We start from the raw sequence: 17765 nt of genomic DNA on the forward strand, positions 1-17765 counted from the left end.
TCACCAGCCGAAGAGGCCGCCCATGATCCGGGCGCAGCGGGTCGTCATCGCGTCGGCGTCTTCCTCCGGCCGGTCGATCCACCAGCCGATCAGCGAGTCGACCACGCCGGTCCACACCTGCGCGACGGCCTCGATGTCCGCCGGGTCGGCCAGGCCGCGAGAGGTCAGCAGCTGCGTTGCGCCGAGCACGGCGAACGCGTCGAGCCGGCGGCGGTAGTCCGCGGCCGCCGCGGCGATGTCGCCCGTCGACGGCACCGTCGCGTCGCGCAGGAGGCGCCACGCGTAACGGTCGTGGTCGAACGTCGTGAAGATCGCCGCGAGGACCTTGAGCGGCATCTGGTCGGGCTCGCCGCCGGCCGCCATGGTCGTCGCCACGCCGTCGGTGAGCCGGCCGCCCGCGCGGTGCAGGCAGGCCAGGTACAGCCCGTCCTTCGAGCCGAAGTACTGGTACAGCAACGGTTTCGTGACCCCGACCCGGCGCGCGATCTCGACCATCGACGCGCCCGCGTACCCCGCCCGGCCGAACTCTTCGGTGCCGGCCACGACAAGCTGGGCCTCGCGCTCTTCGCGGGGCATCCCCTTGGTCCCGACCGCCCTTGACTCCGTCACAGGCGAGAGCCTACCGTGCGTAAAGTGACCCTAGGGTAAGTTACCGCATGGTCAGATCAGAGGAGGCGACGTGGCCGAGTTCCTCGCGCACCTGCGCGACCCCGTGTTGTTCGCGATTCCGGTGTTCCTGCTGTTCGTCACGATCGAAATCGTCGCGGTGCACGTGCTCGGCCACGACGACGACGTCATCGGCTACAGCGTCGCCGACACCCGGACGAGCATGCTGATGGGCACGGTCGCCGTCGGCGTCAACGCACTGTTCCGGCTGGTGATGCTGGTCGTGTTCGCGGCGCTGTTCGAGCTGGCGCCGGTCCGGCTGGATCCGCGCGACTGGTGGACGTGGGTGCTCATGCTGCTCGGCCAGGAACTCGTGTTCTACGCCTACCACCGGGCCAGCCACCGCGTGCGGCTGCTCTGGGCCGGGCACCAGGTGCACCACTCCAGCGAGCACTACAACTTCTCGACCGCGCTGCGCCAGAAGTGGACCCCGTACTTCCAGCTGCCGTTCTGGTCGGTGCTGGCGCTGTGCGGCATCCCGCCGTGGCTGATCCTGACCGGCCTGTCGATCGACCTCGTCTACCAGTTCTTCGTGCACACCGAGAAGATCGGCAAGCTGCCGCGCTGGTTCGAGTACGTCTTCAACACCCCGTCCCACCACCGCGTCCACCACGGCAGCGACACCGAATACCTCGACGCCAACTACGGCGGCATCTTCATCGTGTGGGACCGGCTGTTCGGCAGCTTCGTCCCCGAAGGCCGGCGGCCGACGTACGGGCTGACGAAGAACATCGGGACGTACAACCTGCTCAGCGTCGGCTTTCACGAGTACGGCTCGATCCTGCGCGACCTCCGCACGGCGCGGACGTGGCGCGAGCGCGCGGGTTACGTGTTCGGGCCGCCCGGCTGGCAGCCCGAACACGTGCCCACGTGAGACTTACGCCGTTTCCTGCAGGGCGTTCTCCGGCCGGATCGACGCCGGCAGGCTCTCGAGCGGCGGACGCTGCGGCGAGGTCAGGTCGGTCAGCACCAGTTCGCGCTCGACGCCGTCGGCCGAGGTGCCCCGCTGGAACTGGGCGAGCAGCGTCGCCGGCGGCACCGCCGTGACCAGCCGGTCGTAGCGTTCCAGGCGGTCGAACAGCGTCAGCATGATCTGCCCGGCCATCCGCCCCAGCGCCTGCGTGCTCTGGTGCCGGTGGACGCGGTGACCGAGGTCGACCTGGGCCAGCGCGTCGAGACCGCGCAACTCGGTGAGGTCGATCAGCTGCCCGATCTCGACGCCGTAGTTGACGACGAACGGGATGCTCTCCAGCACTTCCCGGCGGCCCGCGTACTCGCCGGCCAGCGGCTGCACGAACCCCGACAGTTCCGGCCAGAACATGTTGAGCAGCGGCCGTGCGACGAGCTCGGTGACGCGGCCGCCGCCGTCGGCCTGGTCGCCGAGCGGCCGGTGGTAGAAGCCCTTGACGTAGGCCACCGACGGATCGGTGAGCAGCGGGCCGAGCAGGCCGGTGACGTAGCTCGTGGTGAAGTCGTGGAGGTCGCCGTCGACGAAGACGACGAGGTCACCGGTCGTCGCCGCGACGCCCTTCCACAGCGCCTCGCCCTTGCCGGCCAGGCCTTCGAGGGCGGGGAAGACGGCGTCCTGCGCGACGACGTCCGCCCCAGCGGCCGCCGCGACCTCGGCGGTGGCGTCGGTGGAATGGCTGTCGACGACGAGGATCTCGTCGACGAGTGCGTGGTGTTCCTGCAGTTCTTCGCGGATGGCGGCGACGATCGCGCCGACGGTCGCTTCCTCGTTGCGCGCCGGGATGACGACCGAGACCGTGGTGCCGCGCTTGGCCGCGACGAGTTCTTCGGTGGTCCAGTCCTCGGCCTTGCTGCTGCGCCGGGCGAGCCAGGTGCCGACCGCGGGCGTCACCTGCAGGTGTGTGTTGCGCATGATCTTCCCCTTCCCTCGGTCGTCTCCGAGGCTGGGGGCTGCGCGTTTCCTCGGCTTCTTCGGAGTGCTACCGGGGTGTTACGAGATGGCCCGGACGGCACCGATCCCGTTAACCTCCGGCGGCACCACGGACGGGCGACCGCCGGCCGTGGGAGCTGGTCAGGCCTCTTCTTCCTCGAGCATCTCGGGCGTGACCGCCGACTCGGTGTCCGGGATGTTGAGGTCCTTGGCCCGCTTGTCCGCCATCGCCAGCAACCGCCGGATCCGGCCCGCCACCGCGTCCTTCGTCATCTGCGGGTCCGACAGCTGGCCCAGCTCCTCCAGCGACGCCTGGCGGTTGGACAGCCGGAGCCGGCCCGCCGCCAGCAGGTGGTCCGGGGCCGTCTCGCCGAGGATCTCCAGGGCCCGCTCCACCCGGGCCGCCGCCGCCACCGCCGCGCGGGCCGAGCGCCGCAGGTTCGCGTCGTCGAAGTTGGCCAGGCGGTTCGCCGTCGCGCGGACCTCGCGGCGCATCCGGCGCTCTTCCCACTGCAGGACGCTCGTGTGCGCGCCCAGGCGGGTCAGCAGCGCCCCGATCGCGTCGCCGTCGCGGACGACCACCCGATCCGCTCCGCGGACCTCGCGGGACTTCGCCTGGATGCCCATCCGGCGCGCGGCGCCCACCAGGGCGAGCGCCGCCTCCGGGCCCGGGCAGGTCACCTCGAGCGACGAGGAGCGGCCCGGTTCGGTCAGCGACCCGTGGGCGAGGAACGCGCCCCGCCAGGCCGCTTCCGCGTCGGCCACTCCGCCGGACACCACGGCCGCGGGCAGCCCGCGCACCGGGCGGCCGCGCTGGTCGATCAGCCCGGTCTGCCGGGCCAGGCCCTCGCCGTCCTTCACCACGCGCACGACGTACCGGGTGCCCTTGCGCAGCCCGCCGCTGGCGGTGATGACGTGGACGTCCGAATGGTGGCCGTACAGCTCGTGGATCTCCTTGCGCAGCCGTCGCGCGACCGAGCCCGTGTCCAGCTCCGCCTCGACGACCACTCGGCCGGCCACGATGTGCAGCCCGCCGGCGAAGCGAAGCAGCGACGCGACCTCCGCCCGGCGCGGCCCGATCTTCGTGATCTCCAGCCGGCTCAGCTCGTCCTTCACCGCGGCGGTCATCGCCATTACTGCCCCTCCCTGCCTTTCGCTCCTCCCCCGTGCTCCCCGTCCCTGCCGAGACCGAGAGCCTCCCGCATCGTCCGCGCGAGCGCATCAGGATCATGCCGTCCCGGCACTCCGGGGTCGGCCACCGCCCCCAGGTGCGCCCGGCCGCCCAGCCGTTCCGCCGCGCGGCGGAGATTCGCCGGGTCGGGGACGGAATCGCGGTCCGCGATCACCGCGTCGACCCGCAGATCGGGCGCGTGCTCGAAGAGTACGTCGAGGTGACGCTCCGGCGAGAATCCCGCGGTTTCCCCCGGCTGGGGGACAAGGTTGAGCACGAGCACCTTCGTCGCGGCCGTCTGCACGAGCGCGTCGTGCAGCCCCGGCACGAGCAGGTGCGGGAGAACGCTCGTGAACCACGAGCCCGGCCCGAGGAACACGACGTCGGCGGCGAGCACGGCCTCGACGGCCTCCGCGCACGCCTGCGGCGGCCGGCCCGACCGGCCCGGCGTGTGCAGGCTGACGCGCTGCACCTGCCCCGGCGTCGAGGCCACCGCGACCTGGCCGCGGATCGTGCGCACCGCGGCCGGGTCCTCGCTGTCGAGGCCGCTGACCTGCCCCTCGATTTCCAGCGGCTCCGGCGACATCGGCAGCACGCGGCCGGAGACACCCATCAGCCGGCAGGCCTCGTCGAGCGCGGCGACCGGATCGCCGAGCACCTCGAACAGCCCGGCCAGCAGCAGGTTCCCCACCGCGTGCCCGGCCAGTGCGCCGTCACCGCCGAAGCGGTGCTGGAAGACCTCGGCCCACAACGTGCCGCCGTCTTCGGCGGCGAAGGCGGCGAACGCCTGCCGCAGGTCGCCCGGCGGCAACAGCCCGAGTTCGCGCCGCAGCCGGCCGGACGATCCGCCGTCGTCGGCCACCGTCACGACCGCGGTGACGTCGGGGGTCACCCGCCGCACCGCGGACAGTGTGGCGTGCAGTCCGTGGCCACCCCCGAGGGCGACCGCGCGCACGTTATTCACGACCAAGGTCGCGGTGCACCACCTTCACGGCCATACCATCCTCTTTGGACAGACGCTCGGCGAGTTCGACGGACAGCGCCACGCTGCGGTGCTTGCCACCGGTGCAGCCGACGGCCAGCGTCAGGTACCGCTTGCCCTCACGCTTGTAGCCGGCGCCGATCAGCCGCAGCAGCTGGTGGTAGCGGTCGAGGAACTCCTCCGCGCCCTCCTGCGAGAGGACGTAGTTGCGGACCTCGCCGTCGAGGCCCGTGTGTTCGCGCAGCTCCGGGATCCAGAACGGGTTCGGCAGGAACCGGACGTCCATCACCAGGTCGGCGTCCATCGGCAGGCCGTACTTGTAGCCGAAGGACAGCACGGTGACCCGGGTCTGGGTGCTCGCCTCGGAACCGAACGCGTCTTCGATCTTGGCGCGCAGGTCGTGCACCGACAGCGACGACGTGTCGAGCACCAGGTCGGCTTCTTCGCGCAGCGGCTCCAGCAGCGTCCGCTCCGCCGTGATGCCGTCGGCGAGGCGGCCGTCGCCCTGCATCGGGTGGCCCCGGCGGACGGCCTCGAACCGCCGCACCAGCACCGCGTCGGTCGCCTCCAGGAACAGCACCCGCGGCTTGTAGCCCCGGGCGTCGAGGTCCTTGATCACCGAGGCCAGGTCGTCGGTGAACGCGCGCGAGCGCACGTCCATCACCACCGCCACCTTCGTGATCGCGCCGCGCGCCTGCGCGCCCAGCTCGACCATGGTGGCGATCAGCTCCGGTGGCAGGTTGTCGACGACGAACCAGCCCAGGTCCTCCAGGCACTTGGCCGCCGTGCTGCGGCCCGCCCCCGACAACCCGGACACGACGGCGACCTCCATGCCGGAGCCGCGGATCTCCTCTTGCGCACTCACTGTGTTTCCCTACTCCCCTGCTTCTGTGCCGTTGCCGGCGCCGGACTCCCCGGCCAGCGCGGCGACCACGGCCTCCGCGGTGCGCCTGCCGAAGCCGGGCACCGCCTCGATGTCTTCGATCCTGGCCTGCTTGAGCTTCTTCACCGAGCCGAAGTGCTTGATCAGCGCGGTGCGGCGAGCCTGCCCCAGCCCGGGCACACTGTCCAATTCGGACGTCACGAGCCGCTTGGACCGCTTCTCGCGGTGGTAGGCGATGGCGAAGCGGTGGGCTTCGTCACGCAGCCGCTGCAGCAGGTACAGCCCCTCCGACGTCCGGGGCAGGATCACCGGATCGGGGTCGGCGGGCAGCCAGACCTCTTCGAGCCGCTTGGCCAGCCCGATCACGGCGATGTCGGTGATGCCGAGCTCGGCCAGCACGTCGGCGGCCGCGGTGGCCTGCGGGCCCGCGCCGTCGACGACCAGCAGGTTCGGCGGGTAGGCGAACTTCTTCGGCCGCCCGGTCTCCGGGTCGAGGCCGGGGGTGCTCGACTCCTCGGCGGTTTCCTTGAGGTAGCGGTAGAACCGGCGCCGGACGACCTCGGCGATCGAGGCGACGTCACCCTCCGTGGCCGCCTCCCGCAGCGCGAAGCGCCGGTACTCGGACTTGCGCGCCAGCCCGTCCTCGAACACGACGAGCGACGCGACGACGTCACTGCCCTGGATGTGGCTGATGTCGATGCACTCGATGCGCAGCGGCGCGGTGTCGAGGGCGAGGAACTCCTGCAGCTCGGTGAGGGCCGCCGAGCGGGCCGTGAGGTCGCCGGCGCGGCGCAGCTTGTGCTGGGTGAACGCCTCCCCCGCGTTGCGCTGCACGGTCTCGGCCAGCGCCTTCTTGTCGCCGCGCTGGGGCACCCTCAGCTGGACCCGCGAGCCGCGCAGGCCGGTGAGCCACTCCGCGACCGCCTCGGCGTCCGCGGGCAGCTCCGGGACCAGCACCTCGCGCGGGACCACCGGCCCCGCGTCGACGTCGTCGCGGGCGTCGAGTTCGGCCTCGTCGCCGTAGAACTGGGTGAGGAAGTGGTCGACCAGCGCCGGGACGTCCATCTCCTCGGCCTTGTCGATCACCCAGCCGCGCTGGCCGCGGACCCGGCCGCCGCGCACGTGGAAGACCTGGACCGCGGCTTCGAGATCGTCGTGGGCGAACGCCACGACGTCGGCGTCCGTGCCGTCGCCGAGCACCACGGCCTGCTTCTCCATGGCGCGGCGCAGGGCGCCGAGGTCGTCGCGCAACCGGGCGGCGCGCTCGAACTCGAGCTCTCCGGACGCGGCGGCCATCTCGGCTTCGAGGCGCTTGATCATGACGTCGGTCTTGCCGGCGAGAAAATCACAGAAGTCCTCGACGATGTCGCGGTGCTCGTCGGCGGAGACGCGGCCCACGCACGGCGCGGAGCACTTGTCGATGTAGCCGAGCAGGCAGGGCCTGCCGATCTGGCCGTGGCGCCGGAACACCCCGGCCGAGCAGGTGCGGGCCGGGAAGACGCGCAGCAGCAGGTCGAGCGTCTCGCGGATGGCCCACGCGTGCGCGTACGGGCCGAAGTACCGGACGCCCTTCTTGCGCGCGCCGCGGTAGACGTGCAGGCGCGGGAACTCCTCGTTCAGCGTCACCGCGAGCATCGGGTAGCTCTTGTCGTCGCGGTAGCGGACGTTGAACCGCGGGTCGAACTCCTTGATCCAGTTGTACTCGAGCTGGAGGGCCTCGACCTCGGTGGTGACGACGGTCCATTCGACGCTCGCGGCCGTGGTGACCATCTGCCGGGTGCGCGGGTGCAGGCCGGAGAGGTCGGCGAAGTAGGAGTTCAGCCGGCTCCGGAGGCTTTTCGCCTTGCCGACGTAGATGACCCGCTTGGCCGCGTCGCGGAATTTGTACACGCCAGGGGCATCCGGGATGCTCCCCGGCGAGGGACGGTAGGTGGTCGGGTCAGCCACCACCCCAGCCTATGGGCCACCACCGACAGTTCTCGGTGGGCCCCCGCTGTCCGATCCGCCGGAAGTCGGGTCTTCGCCCGGTTCCGACCTTCGTCGGTGTCCGGACCTGTGACGCGGTGGTTACTTTCCGACCGGCCGATCGGTCCCCCCGTCGAAAGGATCACCGCCGTGACCTCTCTCCGTCTCCTCGGTGCCGCTTCCGTGGTCTCCACAGTCGCTGTCGCGCTGACCCTGGCCGGCGGCGCGGTCGCCACCGCGGGCGTCCAGCCGAACATCGTCGGCGGCACCACCGCGCCCACCGTCTCCTGGGGTGCTCAGGTGTACGTCAACACGCCCGGGCGCGACTACCAGGGCTTCAACTGCTCGGGCACGGTCATCGCGAGCCGCTGGGTGCTGACCGCGGTGCACTGCCTCGACCAGGACGGCTCGGGGATGTACGTCCGGGTCGGCAGCAACACGCTGCTCTCGGGCACGAAGATCGCCGTCGACAACGAGTACGAGTCCCCGAACGGCGACATCGCGCTGCTGCACCTGGCGTCGGCGACGAGCGCCGCGCCGATCTCGCTGGGCAGCTCGGACCCGGCCACCGGCAGCACCAACCAGATCTACGGCTGGGGCCGCACCACCCCGGCCGGCCCGCCGGCGACGGCGCTGAAGACGGCGAACGTCCAGGTGACCGGCCGCTCCACGGACGCCTACGGCGGCCGCGCGATCCAGAGCGTCGGCGTCAACGGCTCGGCGTGGAAGGGCGACTCGGGCGGCCCGGAGGTCGCGAACGGCGTCCAGGTCGGTGTCGCGTCGACGGTCCAGAACCAGAGCGGGTCGAACACGCGCGGCACGAACAACTACGCCAGCGTGGCGGCGAGCCGGTCCTGGATCCGGACGACCGCGGGCGTGTGATCTCCGCCGGGGCGGCGCTCCGGCGCCGCCCCGGTTTTGTCGCCTGTGTGTGGGATGCTCGCGGGCATGCGGATCGCCACCTGGAACGTGAACTCCATCGTCCCCCGCCTGCCGCGCGTGCTGGGTTTCCTGGAGGAGACGGCGCCGGACGTGCTGTGCCTGCAGGAGCTGAAGAACACGACGGAGGCGTTCCCGGCGGCCGAGATCGAAGCGCTCGGCTACGAGGTCGCGGCGTACGGGCTGGGGCGCTGGAACGGCGTCGGCATCGTGTCGCGGGTGGGCTTGTCGGACGTCGTGCGCGGGCTGCCGGGCGAGCCGCAGTTCGACGGCGCGTCGGAGGCCCGCGCGATCGGCGCCACGTGTGGCGGCGTGCGGGTGTGGTCGGTGTACGTGCCGAACGGGCGCGAGCCGGACAACCCGCACTACGCGTACAAGCTGGAGTGGCTGGAGTCGTTGCGCTCGCTGGTGGCGGCCGAGGTGTCCGAAGGGCCCTTCGCGGTGCTGGGCGACTTCAACGTGGCGCCCACGGACGCGGACGTCTGGGACATCGCGCTGTTCGCGGAGTCGACCCACGTGACGAAGCCGGAGCGCGACGCCCTGGCGCGGCTGCGGGACCTCGGCCTGTCGGACGTCTTCCCGCGGCCGCTGAAGTACGACCACCCGTTCACGTACTGGGACTACCGGGCGGGGAACTTCCCGAACAACAAAGGCATGCGGATCGACCTGGTGTACGGGAACGCCGCGTTCACGGGCGCGGTGACGGATTCCTATGTGGACCGGAATGCGCGCAAGGGGAAGGGTCCTTCGGACCACGCGCCGATCGTGGTCGACCTGGACCTCTAAGGCGCCGAGCCACCGCGTCAGCCGCCAGTCGCCGCGCGGTGCAGTTTCCGCAGCGCGCGCACCGCTTCCACCGCCCGGTCCCGGTCCACGGCCTGCACCGCCATCACCGCGTGGTACTCGTCGTCCGGCAGCTCCAGCCGCGCCCACGAAGCCCCGTCCGGGAAGCTCACCGACAGCACGTCGCTCCACGCGAAGCGGCGGGTGACCAGCACGTTCCGGACCTCGATGCCCTCGGCGTCGGCCCGCACGCGCGCGATCGCGAACAGCATCACGCCGCACGCCAGCAGGATCCCGATGCCCACCATCGCCGCCTGGTCGGAGCGCTGGAAGCGGACCCCGGTGTCGCCGTTGCGCAGCAGGACCGCCACCACCACGAACACCGCCAGCAGCGCCACCGCCAGCACGCTGCACATGATCATCGCGCGCCGCGGGCGGACCACCAGGAGAGTCTTCACGGTCACACGAAACCCCGCTCGGTCCACGGCTGGCGCAGGCTCCGCAGCACGTGCGCGGAATCCAGGGCCGCCACCGTCGCCTCGTAGCCCTTGTCCTCCTTGGCGCCCGGACGGCCCGACCGGTCGACGGCCTGCTCGTGCGTGTCGCACGTCAGGACGCCGTTGCCGACCGGGGTGCTCTCGTCGAGCGCCACCCGGGTCAGGCCCGCCGTCACCGCGTCGCACACGTACTCGAAGTGCGGGGTGCCGCCGCGGATGACCACGCCGAGCGCGACCACCGCGTCGTGGTTGCGGGCCAGCGCCTGCGCCACGACCGGGAGCTCGATCGCGCCCGCGACGTGGACCACCGTCGGATCCTCCTCCAGCTCGGCTTCGCGAGCGGCGGCGAGCGCGCGCTCGAGCAGGACGTCGGTGATGTCCGCGTTCCACCGCGTCGCCACGATGCCGAGCTTCAGGGACTTGCAGCCGGTCAGGTCCAGCGAATCGTCCGGACGGCCTTCGCCGCTCACAGTGTTCCTCCATCGGCGTGCTCGGGGCCCGCGCCGACCTGGTCGTAGTGCTCCAGCTGGGCCAGGTCGTGGCCCATCCGGTCGCGCTTGGTCCGCAGGTAGCGCAGGTTCTCCGGGTTCGGCGAGATCGGCAGCGGCACCCGCCCGGTGACGCGCAGGCCGTAGCCCTCGAGACCGATCCGCTTGGCCGGGTTGTTCGACAGCAGCCGCATGGTGCGGACGCCGAGGTCGCACAGGATCTGCGCGCCGGTGCCGTAGTCGCGGGCGTCGGCCGGGACGCCGAGCGCGAGGTTCGCGTCGACGGTGTCCGCGCCGTCGTCCTGCAGCTGGTAGGCCTGCAGCTTGTGCAGCAGGCCGATGCCGCGGCCCTCGTGGCCGCGGATGTAGAGCACGACGCCGCGGCCTTCGGCGGCCACCGCTTCCAGGGCCGCCTCCAGCTGCGGGCCGCAGTCGCAGCGCAGGGAGCCGAAGACGTCGCCGGTCAGGCACTCGGAGTGGACGCGGACCAGGATGTCCTGGCCGTCGCCGATCTCGCCGTAGACGAACGCGACGTGCTCGATGCCGTCGAGGAGGGAGTCGTAGCCGACCGCCCGGAACGTGCCCGCGGCCAGCGGGATGCGGGCTTCGGCGACCCGTTCGACCTGCTTCTCGGTGCGGCGGCGGTAGGCGATCAGGTCGGCGATGGTGATGATCGCCAGGTCGTGGTCGGCGGCGAACACCTCGAGCTCGTCGCGGCGCGCCATGTCGCCTTCGTCCTTCTGGGACACGATCTCGCAGAGCACGCCGGCGGGGGCGAGCCCGGCCATCCGGGCCAGGTCGACCGACGCCTCGGTGTGCCCGGGCCGGCGCAGCACGCCGCCTTCCTTGGCCCGCAGCGGCACGACGTGGCCGGGGCGGCGGAAGTCCTTCGCCGTGGACGCCGGGTCGGCCAGCAGCCGGATCGTGTGCGCGCGGTCGGCGGCGGAGATGCCGGTGCTGATGCCCTCGGCCGCGTCGACCGTGACGCTGTACGCGGTCCCGCGCGCGTCCTGGTTCGTGTGGTACATCGGGGGCAGGTCCAGCCGGTCCGCTTCGGCCTCGGTCAGCGCCACGCAGACGTACCCCGAGGTGTAGCGGACCATGAAGGCCAGCAGCTCCGGCGTCGCCTTCTCGGCGGCGAAGATGAGGTCGCCCTCGTTCTCGCGGTCTTCGTCGTCGACCACGACGACCGGGCGGCCCGCCGCGATGCCCGCGATCGCCCGCTCGATGGCGTCGGCGTCGAACACCGCTCCGCTGCCGCACGGGGTCCAGCCCGCTTCGGGCTCTGCCGCGCTCGTTTCACTCATGACCGCTCCTCCGTGCCGCCGTCCCGATTGTGCGCCTGGTCGCGGATGTGGGCCTCGGCCAGCTTTTCCACGTACTTCGCGACCACGTCGACCTCGAGGTTGACCAGGTCGCCGGCTTCCCGGCGGCCGAGGGTGGTCACTTCGAGGGTGGTCGGGATCAGGGCCACCGCGAACTGGTCGGCGGTGATCGCCGCGACCGTCAGCGAGACGCCGTCGACCGCGATCGAGCCCTTCTCGACCACGTACCGGGACAGGTGCGCCGGCAGCGCGAACGTCGTCACGCCGTTCTCGTCGCGGCCGAGGAACACCCCGGTCCCGTCGACGTGGCCCTGCATGATGTGCCCGCCGAGCCGGCCGCCGGCCGGGGTGGCGCGTTCGAGGTTGACCCGGTCACCGACCGCGACCTTGGCCAGGCTCGACCGCTGCAGCGTCTCGTTGACGACGTCCACGGTGAACTCACCGCCCGCCACCTCGACAACGGTCAGGCAGACCCCGCTGACCGCGATCGAGTCGCCGTGCCCGGCGTCGCTGGTGACCAGCGGGCCGCGGACGCGCAGCCGGGCCGCGTTGGTCAGCTGCTCGACCGCGGTGACTTCGCCGATCTCCTCGACTATGCCGGTGAACACGTGCGCTGCCTCCTCGTGAGCCGGTCTGTGAGCCGGTCCTTCCATCCAACACCCGCCGCGGCCCGGTGGCTTCTCCGGTGCCGGTGCGCAAGTTCAGCCGGCCCGGCCGCGGGCCGCCTGTTCGCGCAGCGCGGCGACCGCCTTGCCCGGGTCGGTGGCGCCGTAGACGGCGGAGCCGGCGACGAAGCAGTCGACACCCGCCTCGGCGGCCTGCTCGATGGTGTCGGCGTTGATCCCGCCGTCGATCTCGACGAGCAGCTTCAGGTGCCCGGTGTCGACCAGCCGCCGCGCGGTGCGGACCTTCTCCAGGACGTCGGCGATGAACGACTGCCCGCCGAAGCCCGGCTCGACCGACATGACCAGCAGCGTGTCGTAGTGCTTGAGCGCGTCGAGCCACGGCTCGAGCGCGGTGCCCGGCTTGATCGACAGGCCGGCCTTCGCGCCCGCGGCGCGCAGGTTCTTCGCCAGCGCGACCGGGTCCTTCGCGGCCTCGGCGTGCACGGTGACGTTGTAGGCGCCGGCCTCGGCGTACCCGATCGCCCAGCGGTCCGGGTCGTCGATCATCAGGTGGCAGTCGATCGGCAGGTCGGTGCTGTCGATCAGGGCCTTGGCCACGGGCAGGCCGAGGGTCAGGTTGGGCACGAAGTGCGCGTCCATGACGTCGACGTGGACCCAGTCGGCGCGGTTCTCCCCGGCGCCGGCCACGGCGGCGATCTCTTCGCCGAGCCGGGCGAAGTCCGCCGCGAGGATGCTGGGTGCGATCAAAGGTCGGTCTGCCACGTCCCGAGTGTAGGAGGACGGGGCTAACGCCCACTAACCGGTTGTGACCAGGATCTGGCTCCGGAGAGGGAGGTCACGGGGCACCGGCGCGCCTTAACCTCGACCGCATGTCCGGATTTCCGCGTTCCCTCCTGCGTCCCAGTGGCTACCTCGGTGTGCCCTTCGCCCTGCTGGGAGCGACGCTGACGCTGCCGGCCTTCCCGTTCGCCCTCGTCGTGGCACTGCTGCCGGGTCCGCCCCAGCTGCACTTCGTGCTCGCGCTGGCCGTCGTCGCCTTCGTCATGGGGCTCGCCGGGCTGGCCGGGCCGACGCGGCGGTTCGGGGTGGCCGCGGCCAACGGCATGCTCGGCCTCGACCTGCCCGCGCCAGGACGCGCCCGGCCCCCGTGGCCGGCCCGATTGCGCTCGGCCGCCTGGCTGGTGCTGCACGCGGGGCTGGGCGGGGTGCTGCTCGCGGTGGAAGGCGTGCTGCTGCTCGGCGTCCTCATCCCGGTGCTGTGGCTGGACGGCGACCAGGGGCAGTTCGAGTTCTTCGGCCTGCGGGCCTCCGCCGGGCCGTGGACGGTACCGGTCGCCCTGGTCATGCTGGTGGTGGCGCTGCTGCTCGCGGCCGCCGCCACCCGGGGGTTCCGGGCCGGCGCCACGGCCCTGCTGGGCCCGTCGGCGGCCGAGCGCGCGGCGCTGGCCGAACGCCGCTCGGCCGTGCTCGCCCAGCGCAACCGGCTGGCCCGCGAGCTGCACGACTCGATCGGGCACACGCTGACGACGTCGACCATCCAGGCGGCGGCCGTGGCCGAGCTGGTCGAGGCGGACCCGGCCCAGGTCCGGCGCGCACTCGGCACGATCGAAGAAGCTTCCCGCAGCGCGCTCGAAGACCTCGACCACGTCCTGGGCCTGCTTCGCGAGGAGCCGGCGGCGAAGGAGCCGACGCGCACGCTGACCGAGGTGGACGTCCTCACCGTGCGTGCCCGCGAAGCCGGGCTCGACGTCCGGCTGGCCGTCACCGGGCCGGTCGCGGCACTGCCGGCCACGGTGTCCCGCGAGGGCTACCGGATCGTCCAGGAGGGCCTGACCAACGCGCTGCGCCACGCCGGCCCCGGCTCCGTCGACGTCCGGGTCGAGGTCGGCCCGGACCGCCTCGGCATCGCGGTCGTCAACGCGCTGCCCGGCGAGGGGCCGCGGACCGGGCGCCGCGGGCTGGCCGGGCTCGCCGAGCGCGTGGAAGCCCTGCGCGGCGAGCTCGACGCCGGTCCCGACGGGCCGCGGTGGCGGCTGAACGCGTCCATCCCGCTGCGAGCGGGCGCGTGACGCCGTCGGTGCTGCTCGCCGACGACGAGCCGCTGGTCCGCACCGGGCTGCGGGCCCTGCTGGAGCAGCAGGGCCTGCCGGTGGTCGGCGAGGCGGCCGACGGCGGCGAGGTCCTGGCCGCGGTGCGGCGGACCCGGCCGGACGTCGTGCTGATGGACGTCCGGATGCCCGGCACGGACGGCATCGAGGCCACCCGGCAGGTGCTCGCGGCGCTCGCCGAACCCCCGAAGATCCTGGTCGTCACGACGTTCGACAACGACGACTACGTGCACGAGGCGCTGCTGGCCGGGGCCAGCGGGTTCCTGCTGAAGCGGGCGCGCAAGGAGGAGATCGCGCACGCCGTGCGGACGGTCGCCGCCGGCGAGTCCCTGCTGTTCCCGGAGGCGATCCGGCGGCTGGTGCGCGACCGGCCCGCGGGCGGGAAGCACGCGCGGGCGGCGAAGACGCTCACCCGCCGTGAAGCCGAGGTGCTCCGGCTCATCGCCACCGGATTGTCCAATCAGGACATCGCGGCGGCGCTGGTGATCAGCCTGGAGACGGTCAAGACCCACGTGGGCAACATCTTCGCCAAGCTCGGCGCCGGCAACCGCAGCCAGGCCGTGGTGATCGCGTACGAAGCCGGGGTCGTCAAGCCGGGGCACCTCGCCGGTCAATAACCGACGTGCTCCCGGTCACCCGCGGGAAGTCATGAGTTCGGCCAGCGGCCACTCTCCGGTCACCTTCAGTCCCTTCGCGGCACACATGCGGGAGGACTAATAGCCCGTGTCCGATATCCGGGCCGTACTTCCCGAATTCCCCGAAGTTCCCGAACGAGGAGAAACATGGCTTCGCTGTTCGCCGGCCGCCGCCGGTGGCTGGTCGCGGGCGCGCTCGGCGCCGCACTGATCGCCGCCGCCCCCGTCGCCCTGGCCACCAACGGCTCCGACAGTGGTTCCGGCGATGCCGACGCGCGCTCGTCGGCCGGCACCGGTGACCGCACCGCCGACGTCCGTGCCGCGATCCAGGGCGGCCACGCCCGCAACGTCATCCTGTTCCTCGGCGACGGCATGGGCCAGTCGGAGATCACCTCCGCCCGCAACTACGAGCGCGGCGCCGCGGGCCGGCTCGCCATGGACGAGCTGCCGCTGACCGGTGACTACACGACCTACGCGGTCGAGCAGAACAACCCGGGCAAGCCGAACTACGTGACCGACTCGGCCGCGTCCGGCACCGGCTGGGCCACCGGCACCAAGACCTACAACGGCGCCATCTCCGTCGACGCCTACGGCAACGACGTCCCGACGATCCTGGAGATCGCCAAGCGCAACGGCCTGCGCACCGGCGACGTCACCACCGCCGAGGTCCAGGACGCGACCCCGGCCGTGCTCGGCGCGCACGTCGTCAACCGCGACTGCAAGGGCCCGGTCGAGACGACCGCCAAGTGCGCGAAGAACGCCAAGGAGAACGGCGGCCTCGGCTCGATCGCCGAGCAGCTGGTGCAGACCCGCCCCGACGTCCTGCTGGGCGGCGGCGCGAAGTACTTCAACCAGCAGGTGACGGCGGGCAAGTTCCAGGGCAAGACCGTGCTGGACCAGGCCAAGGCGGCCGGCTACTCGGTCGTCAACACCGCGGCGGACCTGGCCGCGGCGAAGAAGGGCAAGCCGGTCCTCGGCCTGTTCGCCGACGGCAACATGCCGGTGAACTGGACCGGCCCGGCGGCCGTGCACGGCGGCACCGCGCCGGCCCGCTGCACGCCGAACGCGAAGGTGCCCGCCACCCAGCCGAAGCTGGTCGACCAGACCCGCAAGGCGCTGGAGCTGCTGGACGACCGCCGCAGCGACAAGGGCTTCTTCCTGCAGGTCGAGGGCGCGAGCATCGACAAGCAGGACCACGCGGCCGACCCGTGCGGCCAGATCGGCGAGACGATCGACTTCGACGCGGCGATCGCGGCGGGCACGGCGTTCGCCCGCAGTCACCCCGACACCCTGGTGCTGGTGACCGCCGACCACGGCCACAGCAGCCAGATCGTCGAGCCCACCGCCACCCCGGGCCTGACCGCGACCCTGATCACCAACGAGGGCGCGAACATGACGCTGGCCTACGGCACCGCGGAAGCGGGCGGCTCGCAGTCGCACACGGGCACGCAGGTGCGCATCGCGGGCCTCGGCCCGCAGGCGGCCAACATCGTCGGCCTGACCAACCAGACCGACCTGTTCGGCACCCTGAAGCGCGCCCTGAAGCTGCGCTGAGTGGTGGGGCAGGCCCCCGGGTTTTTCCGGTGGTCTCCCCGATACCCCCTGGTGTCCGGGCCCCCTAGCGTGGGGAACACCGAGACACCAGGGGGTTTTCTCATGCGGAAGTCATTGCGGGCCGTCACCGCCGGCACGCTCGTCGTGCTGCTCGCCGCCACCACGGCGGCACCGGCACTGGCGGCATCGGCACCGGCGGCGGCGAGCCCGGTCCAGGCGAGCCTGGACGTGCTGACCGCCCAGGACGGCGTACCGGGGGCGGTGGCGGTCGTCCAGGACGGCCGGCGGACGCAGGTCACCCGCAGCGGCACGGGCGACGTCGCCACCGGGAAGCCGTTCCCGCGCAACGGTTCGTTCCGCGCGGGCAGCGTCACCAAGACGTTCGTGGCGACGGTGGTGCTGCAGCTGGTCGCGGAGGGCCGGGTGCGGCTGGACGCGCCGGTTTCGCGGTACCTGCCGGGGCTGCTGCCCGACCGGCGGATCACCGTCCGGCAGGTGCTGCAGCACACGAGCGGGCTCTACAACTACACGGACGACCTCGAACTGACGGACCCGGAAGCGTTGCGGCACCGCGGCGCCGAGCCGGCCGAGCTGGTGGCGATGGCGCTGAAGCACCCGGCGCTGTTCCCGCCCGGCACGAGCTGGTCGTACTCGAACACGAACTACATCGTGGCGGGGATGCTGGTGGAGCAGGTCACCGGGCACGCGCTCGGCACCGAGATCGCCCGCCGGATCACCGGGCCGCTCGGCCTGCGCGACACGTACCTCCCCCGCCGCGGCGACGAGCGGCTGCCCGCACCGCACGCGGTCGGTTACGTTCCGGTCGGCGGCAAGCTGGTGGACTTCAGCGACTTCGACGCGACGATCGCGGGCGCGGCTGGCGGCTTGGTCTCGACTCCCGCCGACCTCGACCACTTCTACGGCGCCCTCCTGAGCGGCCGGCTGCTGCGTCCACCGGAGCTGGCGGAGATGCGCCGGGCGGTGCCGGCCGACCTCGGCATCCCGGGCGCCGGCTACGGCCTCGGGCTGGGGAGCGTCCCGGTGTCGTGCGGAGTGGTGTGGGGACACGAAGGAGGAATCCCCGGCTTCACGAACTTCGCGGGGGTGGGCCCGGACGGCCGCCGGGCAACGGTGGTGCTGAACGAGAACCCGACCCCGGCGGACACGAGCGGCCACCTGCTCGCGGCTGTGGACGCGGCGGTGTGTTCGTAGCCCGGCGGCCCGGAACTGTCGGTGGTCACCG

At 72.2% G+C, this 17765-nt stretch carries 18 protein-coding genes; 7 read left to right on the top strand and 11 right to left on the bottom strand.

What is annotated here, in order from left to right:
- Window positions 1-609, bottom strand: a complete 609-nt coding sequence (locus AB0F52_RS42200; RefSeq protein WP_360183418.1) for a TetR/AcrR family transcriptional regulator — start codon at window positions 607-609, stop codon at window positions 1-3.
- Window positions 610-679: 70 nt separating this feature from the next.
- On the opposite strand from AB0F52_RS42200, the gene AB0F52_RS42205 reads away from it, so the two are divergent.
- Complete coding sequence (locus AB0F52_RS42205; RefSeq protein ID WP_360183420.1) at window positions 680-1540, top strand: sterol desaturase family protein; 861 nt, start codon at window positions 680-682, stop codon at window positions 1538-1540.
- 3 nt (window positions 1541-1543) lie between these two features.
- Here the strand turns inward: AB0F52_RS42205 and AB0F52_RS42210 are convergent, their stop codons facing one another.
- The 5 genes from AB0F52_RS42210 to uvrC all read right to left on the bottom strand — a co-directional run bounded on the left by AB0F52_RS42210 (window position 1544) and on the right by uvrC (window position 7549).
- Window positions 1544-2548, bottom strand: coding sequence for a glucosyl-3-phosphoglycerate synthase (locus AB0F52_RS42210; RefSeq protein ID WP_360183422.1), 1005 nt, complete (start codon window positions 2546-2548; stop codon window positions 1544-1546).
- Window positions 2549-2707: 159 nt separating this feature from the next.
- Complete coding sequence (gene whiA, locus AB0F52_RS42215) at window positions 2708-3700, bottom strand: DNA-binding protein WhiA (protein ID WP_086849884.1); 993 nt, start codon at window positions 3698-3700, stop codon at window positions 2708-2710.
- The gene (gene yvcK / locus AB0F52_RS42220; protein ID WP_360183535.1) at window positions 3700-4692 is read right to left on the bottom strand and encodes a uridine diphosphate-N-acetylglucosamine-binding protein YvcK; all 993 of its coding nucleotides are present in this window, start codon (window positions 4690-4692) and stop codon (window positions 3700-3702) included. Before yvcK ends, whiA begins: the two co-directional genes overlap by 1 nt.
- Window position 4693: 1 nt before the next feature.
- Window positions 4694-5551: an RNase adapter RapZ gene (gene rapZ / locus AB0F52_RS42225; RefSeq protein WP_014466867.1), complete on the bottom strand. Its 858-nt coding sequence runs from the start codon at window positions 5549-5551 to the stop codon at window positions 4694-4696.
- A gap of 42 nt (window positions 5552-5593) precedes the next feature.
- Window positions 5594-7549, bottom strand: a complete 1956-nt coding sequence (uvrC, locus tag AB0F52_RS42230; RefSeq protein ID WP_360183424.1) for an excinuclease ABC subunit UvrC — start codon at window positions 7547-7549, stop codon at window positions 5594-5596.
- Between the two features lie 168 nt (window positions 7550-7717).
- Here uvrC and AB0F52_RS42235 point away from each other — a divergent pair, with 168 nt between their 5' ends.
- Window positions 7718-8449, top strand: coding sequence for a trypsin-like serine protease (locus tag AB0F52_RS42235; RefSeq protein ID WP_360183426.1), 732 nt, complete (start codon window positions 7718-7720; stop codon window positions 8447-8449).
- 66 nt (window positions 8450-8515) lie between these two features.
- Window positions 8516-9292 carry an exodeoxyribonuclease III gene (locus AB0F52_RS42240; RefSeq protein WP_360183428.1) on the top strand — a complete coding sequence of 259 codons (777 nt, stop codon included), beginning with the start codon at window positions 8516-8518 and terminating at the stop codon, window positions 9290-9292.
- 17 nt (window positions 9293-9309) lie between these two features.
- Here the strand turns inward: AB0F52_RS42240 and AB0F52_RS42245 are convergent, their stop codons facing one another.
- From AB0F52_RS42245 to rpe, 5 genes are all read right to left on the bottom strand, one after another.
- The gene (locus AB0F52_RS42245) at window positions 9310-9753 is read right to left on the bottom strand and encodes a PH domain-containing protein (RefSeq protein ID WP_360183430.1); all 444 of its coding nucleotides are present in this window, start codon (window positions 9751-9753) and stop codon (window positions 9310-9312) included.
- On the bottom strand, window positions 9750-10256 hold the full coding sequence (gene ribH, locus AB0F52_RS42250; RefSeq protein WP_360183432.1) for a 6,7-dimethyl-8-ribityllumazine synthase: 507 nt from the start codon (window positions 10254-10256) through the stop codon (window positions 9750-9752). The genes AB0F52_RS42245 and ribH overlap by 4 nt, the downstream gene beginning before the upstream one ends.
- Complete coding sequence (locus AB0F52_RS42255) at window positions 10253-11581, bottom strand: bifunctional 3,4-dihydroxy-2-butanone-4-phosphate synthase/GTP cyclohydrolase II (RefSeq protein WP_360183434.1); 1329 nt, start codon at window positions 11579-11581, stop codon at window positions 10253-10255. The genes ribH and AB0F52_RS42255 overlap by 4 nt, the downstream gene beginning before the upstream one ends.
- The gene (locus AB0F52_RS42260) at window positions 11578-12207 is read right to left on the bottom strand and encodes a riboflavin synthase (protein WP_103336063.1); all 630 of its coding nucleotides are present in this window, start codon (window positions 12205-12207) and stop codon (window positions 11578-11580) included. The genes AB0F52_RS42255 and AB0F52_RS42260 overlap by 4 nt, the downstream gene beginning before the upstream one ends.
- Before the next feature lie 93 nt (window positions 12208-12300).
- Complete coding sequence (gene rpe, locus AB0F52_RS42265) at window positions 12301-12972, bottom strand: ribulose-phosphate 3-epimerase (protein WP_360183537.1); 672 nt, start codon at window positions 12970-12972, stop codon at window positions 12301-12303.
- Between the two features lie 122 nt (window positions 12973-13094).
- Here rpe and AB0F52_RS42270 point away from each other — a divergent pair, with 122 nt between their 5' ends.
- From AB0F52_RS42270 to AB0F52_RS42285, 4 genes are all read left to right on the top strand, one after another.
- Entirely contained in the window at window positions 13095-14294 is a 1200-nt protein-coding gene (locus AB0F52_RS42270; RefSeq protein ID WP_360183436.1) for a histidine kinase, read from the top strand.
- Entirely contained in the window at window positions 14291-14950 is a 660-nt protein-coding gene (locus tag AB0F52_RS42275) for a response regulator transcription factor (RefSeq protein WP_360183438.1), read from the top strand. The genes AB0F52_RS42270 and AB0F52_RS42275 overlap by 4 nt, the downstream gene beginning before the upstream one ends.
- A 165-nt stretch (window positions 14951-15115) precedes the next feature.
- Window positions 15116-16522 carry an alkaline phosphatase gene (gene phoA, locus AB0F52_RS42280; protein WP_360183440.1) on the top strand — a complete coding sequence of 469 codons (1407 nt, stop codon included), beginning with the start codon at window positions 15116-15118 and terminating at the stop codon, window positions 16520-16522.
- Between the two features lie 102 nt (window positions 16523-16624).
- Window positions 16625-17734, top strand: a complete 1110-nt coding sequence (locus tag AB0F52_RS42285; protein WP_360183442.1) for a serine hydrolase domain-containing protein — start codon at window positions 16625-16627, stop codon at window positions 17732-17734.
- Window positions 17735-17765 lie beyond the last annotated feature (31 nt).

Source organism: Amycolatopsis sp. NPDC024027, assembly GCF_040638975.1.
Lineage (GTDB): Bacteria > Actinomycetota > Actinomycetes > Mycobacteriales > Pseudonocardiaceae > Amycolatopsis.

Coding starts and splice junctions, on each gene's coding strand:
- AB0F52_RS42210 (WP_360183422.1), bottom strand. CDS start 2,548: ATGCGCAACACACACCTGCAGGTGACGCCCGCGGTCGGCACCTGGCTC.
- whiA (WP_086849884.1), bottom strand. CDS start 3,700: ATGGCGATGACCGCCGCGGTGAAGGACGAGCTGAGCCGGCTGGAGATC.
- rapZ (WP_014466867.1), bottom strand. CDS start 5,551: ATGGAGGTCGCCGTCGTGTCCGGGTTGTCGGGGGCGGGCCGCAGCACG.
- AB0F52_RS42240 (WP_360183428.1), top strand. CDS start 8,516: ATGCGGATCGCCACCTGGAACGTGAACTCCATCGTCCCCCGCCTGCCG.
- AB0F52_RS42255 (WP_360183434.1), bottom strand. CDS start 11,581: ATGAGTGAAACGAGCGCGGCAGAGCCCGAAGCGGGCTGGACCCCGTGC.
- AB0F52_RS42270 (WP_360183436.1), top strand. CDS start 13,095: ATGTCCGGATTTCCGCGTTCCCTCCTGCGTCCCAGTGGCTACCTCGGT.
- phoA (WP_360183440.1), top strand. CDS start 15,116: ATGGCTTCGCTGTTCGCCGGCCGCCGCCGGTGGCTGGTCGCGGGCGCG.
- AB0F52_RS42285 (WP_360183442.1), top strand. CDS start 16,625: ATGCGGAAGTCATTGCGGGCCGTCACCGCCGGCACGCTCGTCGTGCTG.